The sequence below is a fragment of the Streptomyces sp. WG7 genome, from assembly GCF_049975785.1.
Classification (GTDB): Bacteria; Actinomycetota; Actinomycetes; order Streptomycetales; family Streptomycetaceae; genus Streptomyces.
On sequence record NZ_JBNGGE010000063.1, the window covers coordinates 1 to 19,516 of the forward strand.

Below are 19,516 nucleotides of genomic sequence, written 5' to 3' on the forward strand. Positions count from 1 at the left end.
TCAGCGTGACGCAATGAGAATCCGACAGCACGAACGAGAAGCAGTGAGAATCCGACAGGCACAGTGCGACAGGACAGGAGCTACACCCATCGACGACCACCCACGACACCGTCGGTGACAACAAGCCCGCCTATGTGACAACTACCATGCTTCGGCTCCGTCTCGCCCCAACCACCCGTCATGTCGGAAGAGGCTCAATGATCGGCAGACCCTTAGGTTTGAGCGAGAACCCCGTGAGTTTCTGATCGATAGTAGGGCTCCATAGTTCAGGGGGTTGCCCTACCGGTCTCACCCCTCACCCCGCCATCCCAATCACGTGTAGACGCTCCGCCAAGGAACTGTGGACCGAGCGCCAACACAGCCGGGCCTCGTCATGTCATTATCGATTCCGAGCAACCGACGCTACTGCGGTCCAGTAGCTGATGAGCAGAACACCCTCATGTGGCATTCCGCCACCGCGCCAGCTAATCGACGTGAAAGACAGAGAGAGGAAAAATGCTGAAGAGCACTCGAATGCGGCGTCGCGTCGCCACCTCGGCACTTGGAGTGGTGCTGGGCTCCATGCTCACTCTCGGAGTTGGAGCACCCGTCTTCGCTGCGGATGCGGGCACTACAGCGCACCCCACCGGTTGCACGTATGAGATCCCTGACGGAAGTAAGTGGGGCTCAGTTGCGTGGTGTAAGAACCATAACGGTGGAGAGTACCGGGCCACCGTGCTGTGCAAGGACGTGGACAACGGAAAAATAACGGAAGGATATGGCCAGTGGCGGCAGACCGGATGGTCCTACGCTTACTGTAGCGGAAACTCAAAGGCGGTCACGCCTGGAATAACCACTCGCTACTCTCGCGCCTGAGCAGCTGCTTCATCACTTCGAAAGAGGCGGAATGAAAAAGATTTTGGCGACACTCTTCGCCACTGCCGCACTGTCGACCCTCGGGCTACAAAGCACGACGTTCGCCGGAACGTCGGCTCACCCCACTGGTTGCACGTACGGCTCTAGCGGGATGAACGGAGCCCTAGCGACGTGTAAGCACAGTAACGGCGGAGCTTACAAGGCGACGGCAATCTGTGTTCGACTTGAGGGTGGGAAACCTGCCGTTCACCGCGAGGCAGGAGTCTGGAAGACCAGCGGGCTTTCCTTTGTGAACTGTCCCCCGCTAACCAAATTTGATGTGGCGGGCATCCTCACAAAACCGTAGCAAAATCCCGGGCGCTACAGGTGCCGGGCCTGCAGGCGCATGTCCCACCGCGGAGCACGGTGGGACATGCGCCTGCAGTTTCCCCAGGGCTAATTCAAAGTTTGGGTCGCTGCTGGTCGGGCAGGACCATGAGGTCGAGCGGGCGGTTGTGGGCCTGCTAATACTCCAGTCGCAGTTCGCTATCGTCGCTGGTCAGGACCGGTTTTCTGAGTGTACTCGGCTGATGCCCCGTCAGTGTGCGGGAGCTTGTGACCTCGGGTGCGGCGGGCCGTTGTGCTTGTCATGCAAGATGATGTGCAGCCCGATGACTGGTCTGCGGAACTGGAAGAAGTGCTCCTGCGGATCGGCCACCGGTTCGGTCGGGTGGATCTGCGACGGCGGATGCGAGCCTACGTACACGGACTGATCGGTGCAGTGGGGCGGAAGAACAGCTGGCAGCTGGCCGAGCACGCCGGTCACCCGACTCCTGCGGGGCTGCAGCATCTGCTGAGCCGAGCCCGCTGGAATCCTGACGAGGTACGCGATGACCTGCAGGAATACGTCGCCGAGCGACTCGGGGACCCTGCTGGAGTGCTGATCATCGACGACACGGGGTTCCTCAAGAAGGGCACGGTCTCGGCCGGCGTGCAGCGCCAGTACTCCGGCACCGCCGGGCGTACCGAGAACTGCCAGATCGGTGTCTTCGCCGCCTATGCTTCGCCCAGGGGTCGGGCCTTGGTGGACCGGGAGCTGTATCTGCCCAAGTCCTGGATGTCGGACCAGGACCGCTGCCGGGCGGCGAGGATCCCTGAGGAGCGGGAGTTCGCCACCAAAGGCGACCTGGCCAAGGCCATGGTGAAGCGTGCCCTGGCCTCGCCGCTGCCCGTCGCCTGGGTGACCGCGGACTCCGCCTACGGCCAGGAATGGCGACTGCGCCGCATGCTGGAGGAGACCGGCGTCGGCTACGTCCTGGCCGTGCTGAAGTCCCAGCATGTCCATGCCCTGGGCCGCATCGACTTCGCCATCGCCCAGGCACCCGACGACGCCTGGGAGCGCCACTCCTGCGGAAACGGCGCGAAAGGCCCGCGCGTCTACGACTGGGCCGCAGCCCAACTGCCCGCCATCGACGACTTCGACGGTGATCAGCCCACCCATCAGCGCTGGGTCCTGGCCCGCCGCAGCCTGGCCCGCCCGGACGAGATCGCCTACTACCTCGCCTACGCGCCCAACGGCACCGCCGTCGCCGAACTCGTGCGCATCGCCGGGACTCGCTGGGCGATCGAGGAAGCCTTCCAGGCCGCGAAGAACGAGTGCGGCCTCGACCAGTACGAGGTCCGCCGGTATCCGGGGTGGTACCGGCACATCACCCTGGCCATGCTCGCTCACGCCTTTCTCGCCGCCACGGCATCAGCGGCGGTCGAAAAGGGGGCGGCAGAAACGGTTCCGGCGCTCTCGCACCGCTCACCGTGGCAGAAATCCGGCGGCTCCTGGCAGTTGGCCGCTCATCGCCGACACACCGCTGGCGCACCGGCCACGCGATGAGCTGGTCCCACTGGCGCAGGCGCCACCAGGCCATCGCCAGGCGCTGCCACTACCGCCGCCGCACCCGAGGTCACAAGCTCCCGCACACTGACGGGGCATCAGCCGAGTACACTCAGAAAACCGGTCCTGACCAGCGGCGATAGCGAACTGCGACTGGAGTATTAGTGTCGTGGGATGCTCCCGGTTCCGCGAGTCTGAAAGTTGCTGTTCCCCTCGTGCGGCCCCGGGGCAAGTGGGAGTTCGGTTCAATGTAAAGATTGAGTTTTGGCGCGACTCGACGCCGCCGAAGCGGTCCGGTGCTCGTCGATGAAGGTTACGAGCGTGTGTGGCCGGTCGAGGTCGGACGCGAAGGAACTCGCCGCCGCCTTGAGGATCTCGTTGGCACGCTCCAGCTCGGCGTTCTCCATCTTCAACGCCGTGAGCTGGGCGGATTCTTCCGACGTCGTCCCTGGGCGCTGTCCCGGATCGACCTCGTTCTGCTTGTTCCAGTTCCGCAGCGTCTCACGGGAACCGATGTCGAGTTTTCCGTCACCGCCTACAGGGCGGCCGTCTTGTTGGGGTAGTCGCCGCGGCACCTCAGCGATCATGCGCACCACGCGACGGTGGAACTTAAGCGGGCTACGCCCTACCACAAACGCTTTCGAGCGCCATTCGCCGCCGCGTGCGCGACGCCGAACTGAAGAAGAAAACCCAGAAGGCCTACACGTCCAACTACTGGGTCTACAGGCCCGGACGATCTGGCGCGAACTTAACCGGCAAGGGCATCAGATCGCCCGCCGCACCATGGAGCGCCTGATGCGCGAACTTCGCATCCAGAGCGCGTCCCGCAGCAAACGCGTCATCATCACCGTCCCCGGCAGCCAGGTCGGCCGGGCTCCGACCTTTTGGGCCGGGACCTGTCCCGCCGCCACAGTGAAGGAGATGGTCTCCGCGCTGGACGCCTTGGAGATGGCGAGCTGGCAACGCGACCGCGACCAGCAATCCATCCAGCCAGGCGAGTTGATCCATCACTCCGACGGCCGGGTCGCAGTACGAGTTTCCGGCTCGCCGAACACCTGGACGTGGTCGGCATCGCCGCCTCGATCGGCTCGGCCGGCGACGCCTACGCCCTGATGGAAAGCACGATCGGGCTGTTCAGTGAGCCCTTTCCAACCTGACGCTCTCGTCCGGCTGTTGGGCTGACAACGTGGCGAAGCCCCTGGTAGATGGGTTTTCGACCAAGAAATCCGTCTCCACCAGAGGCTTCGTGTGCTTGTCTACCCGTCGGGCGTCGACGTGTCCAGTTCTGCCCTACGCTTCCTGTCCGCCAAGCGCTGTCAGCGCCGCCAGGAGCTCGGCACCCGCTGGCGGCGCCTGAGTGCCGGCCGTCAGGCCCTGCTCACTCTTGCCCACCTCCGCAACGGCCACCCGTATGCCCAGCTCGCGGCTGGGTTCGGCATCGGAACCACGACCGCGTACCGGTACATCACCGAGGCCATCGAGGTCCTGGCCGCTCTCGCGCCGAGTCTTGCGGAGACGGTCCGGACGGCATCATCGAAGGCGTTCGTGCTACTGGACGGGACCCTGCTGCCGATCGACCGGATCGCCGCGGACCGGCCCTACTACTCAGGGAAGCATAAGAGACACGGAATAAACGTGCAGGTCCTCGCCGATCCCTTCGGCCGGCTGCTGTGGGCCTCACCAGCCCTGCCCGGAACTGTCCACGACATCCGCGCGGCCCGCGAACACGGCATCGTCGACGCCCTCGCCGAGGCCGACATCACGTGCTGGGCCGACAAGGGCTACCGGGGTGCTGGCGGCACGGTCCGCACCCCGTGCTGGGGGCGGTGGGAGATCCTGTCCACCGGTCAGCAGGCGGTGAACCGGTCCCACGCCAAGATCCGCGCCCTCGTCGAGCAGGCCATGGCCACCCTCAAAGCCTGGCGACTCCTCCGCAAGATCCGGTGCTCGACCACCCGGATCACCATCTTCGTCCAGGCCGTCCTCACCCTGCATCTGACCAGCTCAGACCGATGATGAATAGGCTCAGTACCAAGTTGATCAGGCCCCGACGCCCATGGAAGACACTGTCCGCCGTCGAACTCGCCACCGCCGAGTACGTCGACTGGTAGAACCACCGACGACTCCGCTATGTGATAGGCCATACCTGACCCGTCGTTCACGAGATCAACCACTACCGAGCAACCGCGAAAGCCCCAGGTCACAACCAACATCTGAGATCTCTACCGACCCCAATCGGCTCAGGCCGGTGATCGCTGTTGAACCCGAAACCTGCGGCGATCTGCGGCAGCGTGATGTGTTCACGCAAGTACCCAAGCGCGCCACCTCGTTGAGACCGGCGCAGCTTGTAGCGCCGGTCCCCCTCGCTGATGACCACGGGCATCATGCCCCACTTCACGAGCGCATGGGGCACGTCGAGTGCTGCAGGACAGATGACCAACGAGGCACCCAGACTGCTTGGTTGAGACGTCAAAAAATTTCATCAATGACCCAGGGGCCTCGGCCCGTCACACACTCTCAGCCGTCACCCGATCTGTGACCAGACTGAGAAGCCGTATCTGGGAGTGTCACGAAATTCCTGATAGATATCTGTATCTTAACCGGACGTGATCGCTTGATTGGCGTCGATGCTGGGGTTGCTGGAAGCACAGGAAGCGGCTGCTCGCGTGGGAGTCGAAGATCTGCGGGAGGCTGCGGTCCGGGCAGCTGCCGTCTCGAGGCGGCGGAGATCGCGCTGGACCGGCGGGTGATCGCTCGGGAGAAACTCGTTGAGGCTCTGGCCGTGTCCACCGCACAGACCACCGCTGTGACTGAGCCGGGTACGGAGGCAGAAGTGCCCGTGCCTGCCGTTGCCGGGAACGACGGCGCCGGCCTGGCAGGAAGGGCTGCCCGCGACGGTTCTCGCGCCGGACTACCAGCGGATCCTGGGCATGGTGCTGGACCGGCCGCTTCAGGAGCCGGTGCGGGCCAAGGAGATCACGGTGGCGCTGGGACTGGGACCGACGCCGGCCAAGGTAGAGGGGTGCGGTCGAAGGAGTTCGGCGGGGCCGTTCACCGACCGGTGTTCCCGGGATGGCGTACGCATGCGGAGGCTTGAACGGTCACGCGACGGCGCAGATGATACAGCAGTGCGGAGGGGGTTCATCTTTCCGGGAGCCCAAGGTAATCCTGCGAGGTCCTCACCTCTCGGGGCGGGCGCTCTTCTACCGTTCCGGGCACCCTCCCCGTCATCTCGGCCAGGTCCTCATGGCGCCGGGTCAGAATCCCTCGTCGCCGAGGAACTCGGTGTCCTCGCCCTCCTCCTCCAACGCCTGACGGACCACCCGCAGGGCCATGCCCTCGGGGTAGCCCTTGCGGGCCAGCATGCCCGCGAGACGGCGCAGCCTCTTGTCACGGTCGAGACCACGGGTGGCGCGCAGCTTGCGGGCGACCAGCTCGCGCGCGGTCTCCTCCTCCTGCTCGGAGTCCAGCTGCGAGACCGCCTCGTCGATGAGCGTGGCGTCGACGCCCTTGGTCCGCAGCTCCCTGGCGAGGGCTCGTCGGGCCAGCCCGCGGCCGTGGTGCCTGGACTCCACCCAGGCCTCCGCGAAGGCGCTGTCGTTGATCAGACCGACCTCTTCGAACCTGGACAGCACCTCCTCGGCGGCCTCGTCGGGGATCTCCCGCTTGCGCAGGGCGTCGGCGAGTTGCTTGCGGGTGCGCGGGGTCCCGGTGAGCAGGCGCAGGCAGATCGCCCGTGCCTGCTCGACCGGGTCCCGCGGAGGCTCCCCCTTCTCGGCCCTCGACGAGGAAGTGGCACCTCCGTCCTCGGCGGACGACTCCGCACGCCCGCGCCGCGGGCGTCCCCGCCCGCCGCCCGTTCCACGGTCCCGTCCACCCGCTCGACGCGCCCCGCCGTCACCGTGGCGCGCCCCACCGTCACCGGGCGGACCCACGTCGTACGGGTCCTCGGCGCCGTCCGGCGCGAAGGGGTCCGCGGTTCCGTACGCGACGGCGGACAGGCCCGTCTCGTACGGGGCCGCCGCCACCCCGTACGCGCCGTCGTCCGTGCCGGCGGAGCCTTCGTCACCCGGTCTCCCCCGCTCGCGCTCCCGCGAGGTGTTGTCCGGGTAGGCGTACTCGGCCCAGTCGGTTCGTCGTGTCACGGGTCAGCTCTTGGCTGCCGCGGCCTTGGACTTGGTGGCCTTGGCCGTCGCGGGGGCGGGCACCGCCGGTGCGGCGTCGGCCGGGGCGGCGGAGGCGGCGGCGTCCGCGCCCGGCTCGGTGGCCGGCTCCTCGGGACGCACGCCGACGCCCAGCTTCTCCTTGATCTTCTTCTCGATCTCGTTGGCCAGGTCGGGGTTGTCCTTCAGGAAGTTGCGCGCGTTCTCCTTGCCCTGGCCGAGCTGGTCGCCCTCGTACGTGTACCAGGCGCCGGCCTTGCGGACGAAGCCGTGCTCCACGCCCATGTCGATCAGGCCGCCCTCGCGGCTGATGCCCTGGCCGTAGAGGATGTCGAACTCGGCCTGCTTGAAGGGCGGCGCGACCTTGTTCTTGACGACCTTGACGCGGGTGCGGTTGCCGACCGCGTCGGTGCCGTCCTTCAGGGTCTCGATGCGTCGGATGTCGAGTCGCACCGAGGCGTAGAACTTCAGCGCCCGGCCACCGGTCGTGGTCTCGGGCGAGCCGAACATCACACCGATCTTCTCGCGAAGCTGGTTGATGAAGATCGCGGTGGTCTTGGACTGGTTGAGCGCGCTGGTGATCTTCCGCAGGGCCTGGCTCATCAGGCGGGCCTGCAGACCGACGTGGCTGTCGCCCATCTCACCCTCGATCTCCGCGCGCGGCACGAGGGCTGCGACGGAGTCGATGACGATGAGGTCGAGGGCGCCGGAGCGGACCAGCATGTCCACGATCTCCAGGGCCTGCTCACCGTTGTCGGGCTGGGAGAGGATCAGGTTGTCGATGTCGACGCCGAGCTTCTTCGCGTACTCGGGGTCGAGGGCGTGCTCCGCGTCCACGAACGCGACCTGGCCGCCGGCCTTCTGCGCGTTCGCCACCGCGTGCAGGGTCAGGGTCGTCTTGCCGGAGGACTCGGGGCCGTACACCTCGATGACCCGGCCACGCGGCAGGCCGCCGACGCCGAGGGCCACGTCGAGCGCGGTCGACCCGGTCGGGATGACCTCGATGGGCTCCTTCGACCGGTCGCCCATGCGCATGACCGCGCCCTTGCCGAACTGCCGTTCAATCTGTGCGAGCGCGGCGTCCAGGGCCTTCTCGCGGTCGGTTCCTGCCATGGGTTCCACCCGGTTTGCTTGATTCGATCGCTTCACGTCAAAGACGCTAATGCCTGCCACTGACAATCCACCCTGATGCGGGTCCGGCCTGTGGATAACTCGGGCACTCATCAGCCCAAACCCAGGCGAATCACCCGTCACGAGCCTCGCCAGAGCCTCCATAAGAATGGATGTTCGATTTTGGTGTCAAGCGCATCACGCGGCACTTCCGAGCGTACGTCTGCCGGGCCGGCGGTCGGGTGGCTAGAGTGCGCGTGCGACGTGGAGGAGGGGGACACCATGGCCCAGGTCAGCATCAGTCTCGACGCCGAACTGGTGGTGGAGGTGATGGTCCTGGCGGGCATCGGCTCGCCTCAGGACGCCGTCGAGGCGGTGGTGCGGGACTACATCGCCCGCGGCCACCGTACGGAGACCCGCACCGAGTTCAAGGACCGGAACCTGCGCGAGGTCGACGCCAAGCCGCAGGAACCGCAGGGCTGAGCCCCGGCACCCGGCGTACGGGCCCCTCAGGAGGGGCCTCCGCCGTCTCCGGCCCCTCCCGTCCCAGGGCGTCCCGGCTCCGCTCGCCGGGCCCACAGTTTCCGCAGGCGTGTGGGGGCCCCGGACCCCGGCCGGCGGTTGCGCCGCCCGTGGACGCGAGGATCGTCCGTGACGTCGTAACGCTTGACGTACGCCCCGAGGAACGCCTGCAGCGTGGCGATCGCCGGAATGGCGATCAGCGCGCCGACGGCACCGAGCAGGGCGGCGCCCGCGACGACCGAACCGAAGGCGACCGCCGGGTGGATGTCCACGGTCTTGGACGTCAGCTTGGGCTGCAGTACGTAGTTCTCGAACTGCTGGTAGATCACCACGAAGATCAGTACCCACATCGCGTACCACGGGTTCACCGTGAAGGCGATCAGCATGGGCAGAGCGCCCGCGAGATAGGTGCCGATGGTGGGGATGAACTGCGACACCAGGCCCACCCACACGGCGAGCGCGGGGGCGTAGGGCACCTCCAGGACCTCCAGCAGGATGTAGTGCGCGATGCCGGAGACCAGCGCCATCAGGCCGCGCGAGTACAGGTAGCCGCCGGTCTTGTCCACGGCGATCTCCCACGCGCGCAGGACCTCGGCCTGCCGGGCGGGTGGCAGGACGGAGCAGAGCGCGCGCCGCAGCCGGGGACCGTCGGCGGCGAAGTAGAACGAGAACAGCAGGACCGTCAGCAGCTGGAAAAGGCCGCCGAGGACCTGGGCGGACACGTCCAGGACGCCGGTGGCGCTGTTCTGCACGTAGTTGCGCAGCCAGTCGGAGCGGAGCAGGCCTTCTTGGATGTCCACCCGTCTCAGCTCGGTGTGGAAGTGGCCGTTGACCCAGTTGATCACGGAGTCGAGGTACTCCGGGAAGTCCTCGACCATCTTGACGATCTGGCCCGCGAGCATGGAGCCGAGCAGCGTGACGAACCCCGCGGAGGCGATCAGCACGGCGAGGAAGACGAGGAAGGTGGCCAGCCCGCGGCGCATGCCGCGCCCGGCCATCCAGCTCACCGCGGGTTCGATGGCGAGAGCCAGGAAGAACGCGATGAGGATGTTGATCAGCAGGCCGGTGAGCTGGTGGAAGGCCCAGCTGCCCAGCTGGAAGACGGCGATGAGCGAGAGGGCCAGCACCATGGCGCGCGGCAGCCAGCGCGGCATGCGTGCACCCGGCCCGGCGGTGCCGCCACCGGCCGGGGGCCCGGTGGGCGGCGTAGTACCGGTCGGGGATGCGTGCCGGGTCGCCTGCCCGGTCTCGTCAGTGGGGGCCACGGACCAAGTCTCGCCCACGCCACCGGCAGCGGAGTCACGTCCGGTGATCTTCGTGACGGATCAGTTGTTCCTGTGGCACGCTCACGACCGATGAGCGCTGTTCCGGTGGCACGCTCATGAACGACCCGCGCTCTTCCTGCGGCACGCTCATGAACGATCAGCGCTGTTCCCGCGGCACGTTCATGACGGTGCAGACCACCCGCCACACGTCCTTGGCGTCCCACCCCGCGTCCAGCGCCTCGTGCACCGTACGCCCGCCCAGCTCCGCCATCACGTGATCGCGTGCGAAGGTGTCGGCGTACCCCGGACCGAAGTGATCCGTCATCCGCTCCCAGAAGACCGTCAACCGCATGACTCCAGTATCCCGCTCCTGAGAGTGGGCCCTGAGCCGGGACCGCGTGCCGGGACCGCCTTACGGCCTACGGTCTGACCCATGGCCGAAGACCGGAGCTCCTTCACTGCCCCGACGCCCCCGACTCCGCCTGCGCACTCACCGCTCGCGCGCGCGGAGCGCTTCGTCTGGCTCACCGCGCGCGTCCTGGAGCAGCGTCTCTTCGCGTACCACTTCCGCGGCGGCGACGCCGGTCCGGTGGAGACCGCGCTGGACGCCTACCGCAACGAGGACGGCGGGTACGGTCACGGGCTGGAGCCCGACCTGCGCGGCCCGGTCAGCCAGCCGCTGCACACCGCGCACGCCCTGCGTGTCCTGGACGCCGTCGGGAGCTGCGGCGGCCAGCGCGTGGAGCGGATGTGCCGCTATCTGACCTCCGTGTCCACTGCGGACGGTGCCCTGCCGGCGATCCATCCCAGCCAGCGGCCATACCCGGCGGCGCCCTTCGTGCCGGTCGTGGACGACCCGCCCGGCGAGCTCCTCGCCACCGGTCCGGTGGTCGGCCTGCTGCACCGCAACGAGGTCTGGCACGCCTGGCTGTTCCGGGCCACGGACTTCTGCTGGCAGGCGGCCGAGTCGCTGGCGACCTCTCACCCGTACGAGGTCGAGGCCGCCGTGGCCTTCCTGGACGCGGCCCCCGACCGTCCGCGCGCGGAGGCGGCGGCCGACCGGCTGGGCCGCCTGGTGCGCCGGCAGCGCCTCGCGGTGCTGGATCCGAACGACCTCGGCGCGTACCCGGTCTCCCCGGGCTACGCTCCGGGCGAGCACCACTTCCCGCACGACTACGCGAGGAACCCGCACTCCCTCGCGCGCGCGTGGTTCACGGACGACGAGATGGCCCGCTCGCTCGACTTCCTCGCGGCGGAGCAGGAGGACGACGGCGGCTGGCCCGTCCGCTGGCGCCACTGGGCGCCCGCCCCGACGCTGGAAGCCCGCCCCCGGGTGACGTTGGAGGCCCTGCGCACGCTCCGCGCGTACGGTCGTTCCCTCGGCTGACCCGGCTCGCCCGCCCACGGCCCGCACCCCCGCCGTCACCACCAGGGCCGCCACGACGACGAGCAGGAACGGCGAACGGCGCCCGCGGCACCAGCGCCACGGCAGCCGCGGCGACTCCCGCGGCCCGCGTTCCACCACGACGAGCGCCTGCCCGTCGGCGAAGGACTGCTGGGCGGTGAGCGCGGCCAGGAGGGCGACGGGCAGCAGAGCGGCGAGCCGCTGGACCAGGGGGCCGCTCCAGAGCCCCCACGGGCACCAGCAGCCCGAGGAGCTTGCTTGACGGCGTAGCAGCCGACCGCGGTCACGCCGATGGCGATCCAGACATTCACCGCTCTTCCTGCCGGGCGGACCGCGCGGAGTCCTCGGCACCACGGCTCCCGCGGCGTCCCTGTGTCCACAGAACGACCGGTGCCGCCGGCGCGGCCACCAGGACGGGCGCACCGGCGGGCAGCACAGGCGGCAGGCCGAGCCCCGGAAGGACGGCCAGGGCGGAGAGGCTCCCGGCCGGTGCCCGGCCCCGGAGCGGCTCCAGGGGCGGGCAACCGTCGTCGGACCACCAACGGACATCCACCAACGGACATCCGTCGGCCGACCGCCGTCGGGCGATCGGCGGCAGGCAGTCCACCGGCCCGCCGTGCGATCGCCGCCCCCACCCAGCCGACCCGGCCGCGCGCCCCTCCAGCCCAGCCGACCCCGGGCCGCGCGCCCCTCCACCCCGGCCGCGCGCCCCTCCGTCCCGCCGATGGGTCGCCGCCCGGCATTCGCACAGCTCAGGCCGATTGTCAGTGCCCGGGTGCAGGATGGATCCATGGTCAGCTCCGCACACCGAGCCCTGGACGGCTTCTCCCCCGCGACCCGCGGCTGGTTCACGGGGGCCTTCTCCGCGCCCACCGCCGCCCAGGCGGGCGCGTGGCAGGCCATCTCGGAGGGCTCGGACGTGCTGGTGGTCGCCCCGACCGGCTCCGGCAAGACGCTGGCCGCATTCCTCGCCGCCCTGGACCAGCTCGCCTCGACACCCCCGCCCGCCGACCCCAAGAAGCGCTGCCGGGTCCTGTACGTCTCCCCGCTCAAGGCCCTGGCCGTCGACGTCGAGCGCAACCTCCGCAGCCCGCTGACCGGCATCCGCCAGGAATCCGTACGCCTCGGCCTGCCCGAGCCCGAGGTCAAGGTCGGCATCCGCTCCGGCGACACCCCGGCCGCCGAGCGGCGCGCCCTGTCCACCCGCCCGCCGGACATCCTGATCACCACCCCGGAGTCCCTGTTCCTGATGCTGACGTCGGCCACGCGCGACGCGCTGACCGGCATCGAGACGGTGATCCTGGACGAGGTGCACGCGGTCGCGGGCACCAAGCGCGGCGCCCATCTCGCGCTCACCCTGGAGCGGCTGGACGAGCTGCTCCCGAAGCCGGCCCGCCGAATCGGCCTCTCGGCGACGGTCCGCCCGGTGGACGAGGTCGCCCGGTTCCTCGCGCCGCGCGGAAAGGTGGAGATCGTCCAGCCGGACTCGGGCAAGGAGTTCGACCTGTCCGTCGTCGTCCCGGTGGAGGACCTGGGCGAGCTGGGCGGCTCCCCCGCCGCGGACGGCAACAAGGGCGCGGAGCGCCCGTCGATCTGGCCGCACGTCGAGGAGCGGATCGCCGACCTCGTCCAGTCGCACCGCTCCACGATCGTCTTCGCCAACTCCCGGCGCCTGGCCGAGCGCCTGTGCAACAGGCTCAACGAGATCGCGTACGAACGGGCGACCGGCGAGCCCCTCGACGAACACCACTCCCCCGCCGAACTCATGGGCGGCTCGGGAGCTGCCCACGGCGCCCCGCCCGTGATCGCACGCGCCCACCACGGCTCGGTCTCCAAGGAGCAGCGATCCCTCGTCGAGGAGGACCTCAAGGCGGGCCGCCTGCCCGCCGTGGTCGCCACCTCCAGCCTGGAGCTGGGCATCGACATGGGCGCCGTCGACCTCGTCGTCCAGGTCGAGTCACCGCCCTCCGTGGCCTCCGGCCTCCAGCGCGTCGGCCGCGCGGGCCACCAGGTCGGCGCCGTCTCCACGGGCGTGGTCTTCCCCAAGTACCGCGGCGACCTGGTGCAGGCCGCCGTGGTCACCGAGCGGATGCGCAGCGGTGCCATCGAGGCCCTCAAGATCCCCGCGAACCCGCTGGACGTCCTGGCCCAGCAGCTCGTGGCGATGACGGCGCTGGACACCTGGCAGGTCGACGACCTGCTCGCCACCGTCCGCCGCGCCGCCCCCTTCGCCTCACTGCCGGACTCCGCCTTCACCGCCGTCCTGGACATGCTCGCGGGCCGCTATCCGTCCGACGCCTTCGCCGAGCTGCGCCCGCGCGTGGTGTGGGACCGGGTCGCCGGTACGGTCACCGGCCGCCCGGGGGCACAGCGCCTCGCGGTCACCTCGGGCGGCACGATCCCCGACCGCGGGCTCTTCGGGGTCTTCCTCGCCGGGGCCGATCCGAAGAAGGGGGGCGGCCGGGTCGGCGAGCTCGACGAGGAGATGGTCTACGAGTCGCGCGTCGGGGACGTCTTCACGCTCGGCACCAGTTCCTGGCGGATCGAGGACATCACGCGCGACCGGGTCCTGGTCTCACCCGCGCCGGGGGTGCCGGGCCGGCTGCCGTTCTGGAAGGGCGACCAGTTGGGCCGCCCCCTGGAACTGGGCCGCGCACTGGGCGCCTTCCTGCGCGAGGTCGGTTCCCTCGCCGAGGAGGACGCACGGCTGCGACTGGTCACCGCGGGCCTGGACGCCTGGGCCGCGGACAACGTCCTGGCGTACCTCCAGGAACAGCGCGAGGCCTGCGGCCACGTCCCCGACGACCGCACCATCGTCGTGGAGCGCTTCCGGGACGAGCTCGGCGACTGGCGGGTCGTCATCCACTCCCCCTTCGGCGCTCAGGTCCACGCCCCCTGGGCCCTCGCGCTCGGCGCCCGGCTGTCCGAGCGGTACGGCATGGACGCCCAGGTCATGCACGCCGACGACGGCATCGTGCTGCGCCTGCCCGACGCGGATCTGATGGGCCTCGACCTCCTCGACCAGGATCCGACGAAGCCAGGACTGGAGTACGACGCCGAGCAGGCGCCCGTCGGCGCGGCCGACGTCGTCTTCGACAAGGGCGAGGTCGACCGGGTCGTCACCGACCAGGTGGGCGGCTCGGCGCTGTTCGCGTCCCGCTTCCGCGAGTGCGCGGCCCGCGCGCTGCTCCTGCCGCGCCGCAGCCCCGGCAAGCGGACCCCGCTGTGGCAGCAGCGCCAGCGCGCCGCGCAGCTGCTGGAGGTGGCGAGCGAGTACGGATCGTTCCCGATCGTCCTGGAGGCGGTCCGCGAGTGCCTCCAGGACGTCTTCGACGTGCCCGGCCTGGTCGAGCTGATGGGCGACCTGGAGGCCCGCACGGTGCGCCTGGTCGAGGTCACCACTCCGGAGCCGTCCCCGTTCGCCCGCTCCCTGCTCTTCGGGTACGTCGCCCAGTTCCTCTACGAGGGCGACTCGCCGCTCGCCGAGCGCCGTGCCGCCGCCCTGTCCCTGGACTCGCGGCTGCTGGCCGAACTGCTGGGCCAGGCGGAGCTGCGCGAGCTGCTCGACGCCGAGGTGCTCACGGAGCTGGAGCGCGAGCTGCAGTGGCTCACCGAGGACCGCCGCGTCAAGGACCCGGAGGGTGTCGCGGACCGGCTGCGGCAGCTCGGCCCGCTCACGGACGCCGAGCTGGCCGAGCGGGGCGCCGAGCCCCAGTGGGCCCCGGAGCTGGCCGCCGCCCGCCGCGCGATCAGGGTGCGTATCGCCGGCGCCGACCACTGGGCGGCGATCGAGGACGCGGGCCGGCTGCGCGACGCGCTGGGCACGGCGCTGCCCGTGGGTGTGCCCGAGGCCTTCACCGAGCCGGTCAAGGACCCCCTCGGCGACCTCCTCGCCCGCCACGCCCGCACCCACGGCCCCTTCACGTCCGTCACTGCGGCGGCCCGCTTCGGCCTGGGCGTCGCGGTCACCGAGGGCGCCCTGCAGCGGCTCGCCGCGGCGGGCCGGGTCGTGCAGGGCGAGTTCCATCCGGCCGGCATCGGCCAGGAGTGGTGCGACGCGACCGTCCTGCGCCGGCTGCGCCGCCGCTCCCTGGCCGCGCTGCGGCACGAGCTGGAGCCGGTGCCGCCGGCCGCGCTCGGCCAGTTCCTCCCCCAGTGGCAGCACATCGGCAGGGGGCACGCGCTGCGCGGCATCGACGGGCTGGTCCGCGCCGTCGAACAGCTGCAGGGCGCCTCCGTCCCCGCCTCCGCCCTGGAGAAGCTGGTCCTGCCCTCCCGGGTGGCGAACTACCACCCGGCGATGCTGGACGAGCTGACGGCCGCCGGCGAGGTGGTGTGGGCGGGGGCCGGCTCGCTCCCCGGGAAGGACGGCTGGGTCTCCCTCTACCTGGCGGACGCGGCCCCGCTGCTCCTGCCTCCCCCGCACCCCCTGGAGCCGACCGCCCTCCACCAGTCGGTGCTGGACACTCTTTCCGGCGGCTACGGCATGTTCTTCCGTCAGATCGCCGACCAGGTCCGTGCCACCACCCACCCGGACGTCACCGATCCCCAGCTGGCCGACGCCCTGTGGGAGCTGGCGTGGTCCGGACGCCTGACGAACGACACGCTCGCGCCCCTGCGCTCCCTGCTGGGCTCCGGCCGCACCGCGGGCTCCACCGCCCACCGCGCCAAGCGCGCGGTGCCACGCGGGCGTTACGGCTCCCTGACGGCCGCCGCCCGCCCCGTGTCCCGTACCGGCCCGCCGACCGTCGCGGGTCGCTGGTCGCTGCTGCCGGCCAGCGAGGCGGACACCACGGTGCGCGCGCACGCCCTGGCCCGCACGCTCCTCGACCGGCACGGCGTGGTGACCCGCGGCGCCGTCGCCGCCGAGGGCGTGGAAGGAGGGTTCTCGGCGGTGTACCGCGTCCTGGCCGCCTTCGAAGAGAGCGGTCAGGCCCGGCGCGGCTATGTCGTGGAAGGACTGGGCGCCGCACAGTTCGCCATGGAGGGCGCCGTGGACCGGTTGCGCGCGGTCTCGAACGCCCGGGAGCGTGACGAGGCTCCGCCCGGGCGGCCGGACTTCACCGACGGCGGTCTGGACGACCCCGCCGCGTCCGACGGCTCCCACGGCCCGGGGGATCCGGTCTCCGGCGACTCTCCCTCCGCCGGCTTCGCGTCCAGCGGCCGCGGAGACACCGGCACACCGGACCGACCCGACGACGTCTTCGCCTCCGCCCAGCACTTTCCGCCCTCCCGGGACGAGTACGTCTCCCGCCACGACTACGCGGAACCGGGCGCCGGCGGTCCGCGCGGGGGCGGCGCGCAGGGCGGCTTCGGCGGTCCGCGCGGGGGCTACACGCACGGCGGCTTCGGTGACCCGCGCGACTCTTACGACGCCGGATTCCCCCGCCGCGGCCGGCCCTCCGCCGGTCCACGGGCCGTCGTCCTGGCCGCCGCCGACCCGGCGAACGCGTACGGCGCGGCCCTCCCCTGGCCCGAGCCCCCGGCCGGTGCCACGCACAAGCCGGGCCGCAAGGCAGGCTCCCTGGTGGTGCTCGTGGAGGGCGAGCCGGCGCTCTACATGGAGCGCGGCGGCAAGACGCTCCTGCTCTGGCCCTCCGCGCCGGACGGTCTGCCCACCGAGGACGCCCGTCTGCGAGCGGCCGCGGAAGCGCTCGCCTCGGCCGCCCTCGCCGGTTCGCTCGGCACGGTCACGGTCGAGCGCGTCAACGGCACGGCGGCTCTGACGTCCCCCTTCGGTCCCCTGCTGGAGGAGGCGGGGTTCATCGCCACCCCACGCGGCCTGCGCATCAGAGCCTGAGCCTGTCACCCTTGACCCATGCCCGAAGGAGACACGGTCTGGCAGGCGGCGCGCCGGCTGCACGACGCCCTCGCGGGCGAGGTGCTGACCCGCAGCGACTTCCGCGTCCCCCGGTACGCCACGGTCGACCTCACCGGCCGTACGGTCCTGGACGTCACCCCGCGCGGCAAGCACCTCCTCACCCGCGTCGAGGGCGGTGTGACCGTTCACTCGCACCTGCGGATGGACGGCTCCTGGAAGGTGTTCGCGGCCGGTCAGCGCTGGAGCGGCGGCCCCGCGCACCAGATCCGGGTGATCCTCGGCACCGCCGACCGCACGGCAGTCGGCTATCGCCTCCCGGTGCTGGAAGTGCTCCGCACCACCGACGAGGAGCGCGCCGTCGGCCACCTCGGTCCGGACCTGCTGGGCCCGGACTGGGACCCCGAGCAGGCCCTGGCCAACTTGCGCGCGGAGCCCGCCCGCCGGCTCGGTGAGGCCCTGCTCGACCAGCGCAATCTCGCGGGCATCGGCAACGTCTACAAGTGTGAGCTCTGCTTCCTGCTCGGCGTGACTCCCTGGCTCCCCGTAGGCGACCTGCCGGCCGCACACGCCGTGAAGCTGCCCGCGCTCGCGAAGAAGCTCCTGGAGGCCAACCGCGACCGCCCGGTCCGCCGTACGACGGGCCTGCGGGGCCAGGACCTGTTCGTGTACGGCCGAGCGCCCCGTCCCTGCCTGCGCTGCGGCACACCGGTGCGCGTGGCGAACCAGGGCGACGGCTCCCGAGACCGCCCCACGTACTGGTGCCCGACCTGCCAGGCCGGTCCCGCACCGCGCCCGGGCGGCCCGGCCGGTACCGGGCCGCGGCGCGGGACGGGGTGACTCAGCCGGCGAGCAGGCCGTCCATCTGGCCGACCGCCTCGCGCAGTCCCTCCGCCATGCCCATCTTCGTGAGCTGGTCCATCTCCTCCCCGGTGGCGAAGGCCGAGCGCATCTCCATGCGGGTGCCGCCGTCCCGCTCGGTGAGCGTCACCCGGACCGTGATCGTCGGCATGTCGGCGCTCCGCACGCCGTCCGCGTCGGCGAATCCGTCGGTGAACTCCAGGGACGTAGGCGCGTCGACCGTGGTGATCCGCCACCACCCGCGGTGCCTGTCACCCTCCGGGCCGGTCATGAAGTACGTGACGTCGCCGCCGGGGGTCAGCGCGTACTCCTCCACCGTCGCCGGATAGGTCGGCGGGCCCCACCAGCGCTCCAGTCGCCTCGGGTCGGACCACAGCCGCCACACCCGCTCGACGGGGGCGGCGAAGTCGGCGACCAGGGTGAAGGTCAGGCTGTCGAGATCCTTGTCCAGGCTGGTGACACTCATCGGATCCGTCCTTCCGTCGGGCTGTGTGCTTCGTGTTCCGCATCCTGGGCGAGCAGGTGGGACATCGCTCCACCCGGCCCCGCCAGGCCGTCTCCAGTTCGTCCGGTGCTGCCGGGCCCGGCCCACGGCGTCGGGCGGCGTACGCACGAGTTGCTCCCGTCCCCGCTGCTCGACCACCAGGCCGGCCCGCTCCAGTAGCGCGACGTGCTTGTGCACCGCGGCGGAACTCGTCGGACAGTCGAGTCACGTTGACAGTCGAGTCACGTCCCCTCGTGAAGCGCTGCGCGTCGGCGCGGCCGCCCTCACTCCCCACTCCCACCGGACGGGCCGGACCGCATCTCGGACCGGGACCGCCACGAGGCCGCGTCCCCCACGGACGCACGCAGGGCGCGTCTCCACCGCCCCGCCTCCAACGCCCCCGCGGCCCGGCATCTGGGCACACAGTGCACCGGCAGCACGCTCAGCCCCCAGCCGCCGACCGCGACCGCCCCTTCGAGCACCCCCGCGCCGGGCTCGAGCGCCAGACGCAGCACGGCCCACCACCACAACGCACCCAGCCCCAGCGCGGCCGCCCGGCGAGCAGTCCGCGCGGACGTCATAACCGCGTCATCCGTTTGCGGCCTGGAACATCCAGTGCTGCTTCTCCAGGTCGGCCGTGACCTGGATGAAGATGTCCTGGCTCACCGGATCCGGATCCCCGGTCGCCGCGATACGCTCCCGCATCCGCCCGATCACCGCGCCCAGCGCGTCCACGATCGTCTGTACCGCTGCGGTGTCGTCGACCCATCCTTCCGGGGTCACGCCGATACCGCTGCCGACGGCCACCGTCGCGGCACGCCCGTCCGGGGACACACCGAGCGCCGAGGCGCGCTCCGCCACGGTGTCGGAGTGCGTGCGCGCGGTGCCGACGAGTTCGTCGAGCTGGAGGTGTACGGAGCGGAACCGCGGACCCACCACGTTCCAGTGGATCTGCTTCGCCACCAGGGCCAGGTCCACCAGGTCGACGAGGGCGCCCTGCAACGCCTCGGACACGGTCTTCAGGCTCGCGTCGGACAACGGGCTCTTCACGACGTACATCCACGCCTCCGTCGGTCGGCCCCCCGGCCATGTCCCTCCACGATGACCGCACCACCGGGACCCGGCAAACCGGGCGCGAATCCAGGACCCTGGCACGCAAAAACCCC

15 protein-coding genes and 2 pseudogenes are annotated in these 19,516 nt (G+C 70.5%); 7 read left to right on the forward strand and 10 right to left on the reverse strand.

All coding sequences use genetic code 11. The annotated features are described in order from the left end of the window. Positions 1-1,483 precede the first annotated feature (1,483 nt). The gene (locus tag ACP4J0_RS34960) at positions 1,484-2,722 is read left to right on the forward strand and encodes an IS701 family transposase (protein ID WP_426602955.1); all 1,239 of its coding nucleotides are present in this window, start codon (positions 1,484-1,486) and stop codon (positions 2,720-2,722) included. A gap of 245 nt (positions 2,723-2,967) precedes the next feature. Here the strand turns inward: ACP4J0_RS34960 and ACP4J0_RS34965 are convergent, their stop codons facing one another. Continuing rightward, positions 2,968-3,309 carry a hypothetical protein gene (locus ACP4J0_RS34965; RefSeq protein ID WP_426602957.1) on the reverse strand — a complete coding sequence of 114 codons (342 nt, stop codon included), beginning with the start codon at positions 3,307-3,309 and terminating at the stop codon, positions 2,968-2,970. Here ACP4J0_RS34965 and ACP4J0_RS34970 point away from each other — a divergent pair. Continuing rightward, positions 3,308-3,835 (forward strand): IS3 family transposase, encoded by a 528-nt coding sequence (locus ACP4J0_RS34970; RefSeq protein ID WP_426602959.1) that lies wholly within the window; start codon positions 3,308-3,310, stop codon positions 3,833-3,835. The genes ACP4J0_RS34965 and ACP4J0_RS34970 overlap by 2 nt on opposite strands. 135 nt (positions 3,836-3,970) lie before the next feature. Further along, the gene (locus ACP4J0_RS34975; RefSeq protein WP_426602960.1) at positions 3,971-4,738 is read left to right on the forward strand and encodes a transposase family protein; all 768 of its coding nucleotides are present in this window, start codon (positions 3,971-3,973) and stop codon (positions 4,736-4,738) included. A gap of 241 nt (positions 4,739-4,979) precedes the next feature. Here the strand turns inward: ACP4J0_RS34975 and ACP4J0_RS34980 are convergent. From ACP4J0_RS34980 to recA, 3 genes and pseudogenes are all read right to left on the reverse strand, one after another. Further along, positions 4,980-5,162 (reverse strand): annotated as a pseudogene (locus tag ACP4J0_RS34980) (IS5/IS1182 family transposase); the annotation flags it as partial. Between the two features lie 817 nt (positions 5,163-5,979). Then, positions 5,980-6,867 carry a recombination regulator RecX gene (gene recX, locus ACP4J0_RS34985; RefSeq protein ID WP_426602962.1) on the reverse strand — a complete coding sequence of 296 codons (888 nt, stop codon included), beginning with the start codon at positions 6,865-6,867 and terminating at the stop codon, positions 5,980-5,982. Between the two features lie 3 nt (positions 6,868-6,870). After that, complete coding sequence (gene recA / locus ACP4J0_RS34990) at positions 6,871-7,998, reverse strand: recombinase RecA (RefSeq protein ID WP_426602964.1); 1,128 nt, start codon at positions 7,996-7,998, stop codon at positions 6,871-6,873. Between the two features lie 279 nt (positions 7,999-8,277). On the opposite strand from recA, the gene ACP4J0_RS34995 reads away from it, so the two are divergent. Continuing rightward, positions 8,278-8,478, forward strand: a complete 201-nt coding sequence (locus ACP4J0_RS34995) for a DUF2191 domain-containing protein (protein ID WP_426521773.1) — start codon at positions 8,278-8,280, stop codon at positions 8,476-8,478. 26 nt (positions 8,479-8,504) lie between these two features. On the opposite strand, the gene ACP4J0_RS35000 is transcribed toward ACP4J0_RS34995, so the two are convergent. Both ACP4J0_RS35000 and ACP4J0_RS35005 read right to left on the reverse strand, forming a co-directional pair. Then, a complete protein-coding gene (locus ACP4J0_RS35000; protein WP_426602965.1) occupies positions 8,505-9,671 on the reverse strand; it encodes an AI-2E family transporter in 1,167 nt (388 codons plus the stop codon). Between the two features lie 268 nt (positions 9,672-9,939). Further along, a complete protein-coding gene (locus ACP4J0_RS35005; protein WP_007445009.1) occupies positions 9,940-10,134 on the reverse strand; it encodes a DUF3046 domain-containing protein in 195 nt (64 codons plus the stop codon). Positions 10,135-10,215: 81 nt separating this feature from the next. Between ACP4J0_RS35005 and ACP4J0_RS35010 the strand changes: the two genes are divergently transcribed. Continuing rightward, positions 10,216-11,169 (forward strand): hypothetical protein, encoded by a 954-nt coding sequence (locus tag ACP4J0_RS35010; protein ID WP_426602967.1) that lies wholly within the window; start codon positions 10,216-10,218, stop codon positions 11,167-11,169. A 9-nt stretch (positions 11,170-11,178) separates the two neighbouring features. Here ACP4J0_RS35010 and ACP4J0_RS35015 read toward each other — a convergent pair. Continuing rightward, positions 11,179-11,498: pseudogene (locus ACP4J0_RS35015) on the reverse strand (AzlD domain-containing protein); the annotation flags it as partial. Between the two features lie 479 nt (positions 11,499-11,977). On the opposite strand from ACP4J0_RS35015, the gene ACP4J0_RS35020 reads away from it, so the two are divergent. Next, positions 11,978-16,987, forward strand: coding sequence for an ATP-dependent helicase (locus ACP4J0_RS35020; RefSeq protein WP_426602969.1), 5,010 nt, complete (start codon positions 11,978-11,980; stop codon positions 16,985-16,987). Between the two features lie 18 nt (positions 16,988-17,005). Beyond that, positions 17,006-17,845, forward strand: a complete 840-nt coding sequence (locus ACP4J0_RS35025) for an Fpg/Nei family DNA glycosylase (RefSeq protein WP_426602971.1) — start codon at positions 17,006-17,008, stop codon at positions 17,843-17,845. A gap of 1 nt (position 17,846) precedes the next feature. Here ACP4J0_RS35025 and ACP4J0_RS35030 read toward each other — a convergent pair whose 3' ends face one another. The 3 genes from ACP4J0_RS35030 to ACP4J0_RS35040 form a co-directional block, all read right to left on the reverse strand. Then, positions 17,847-18,332, reverse strand: coding sequence for an SRPBCC family protein (locus tag ACP4J0_RS35030; protein ID WP_426602973.1), 486 nt, complete (start codon positions 18,330-18,332; stop codon positions 17,847-17,849). Between the two features lie 302 nt (positions 18,333-18,634). Next, positions 18,635-18,931, reverse strand: a complete 297-nt coding sequence (locus ACP4J0_RS35035; RefSeq protein WP_426602975.1) for a hypothetical protein — start codon at positions 18,929-18,931, stop codon at positions 18,635-18,637. Positions 18,932-18,938: 7 nt separating this feature from the next. Continuing rightward, entirely contained in the window at positions 18,939-19,409 is a 471-nt protein-coding gene (locus ACP4J0_RS35040) for a Dps family protein (RefSeq protein WP_426602976.1), read from the reverse strand. Positions 19,410-19,516 lie beyond the last annotated feature (107 nt).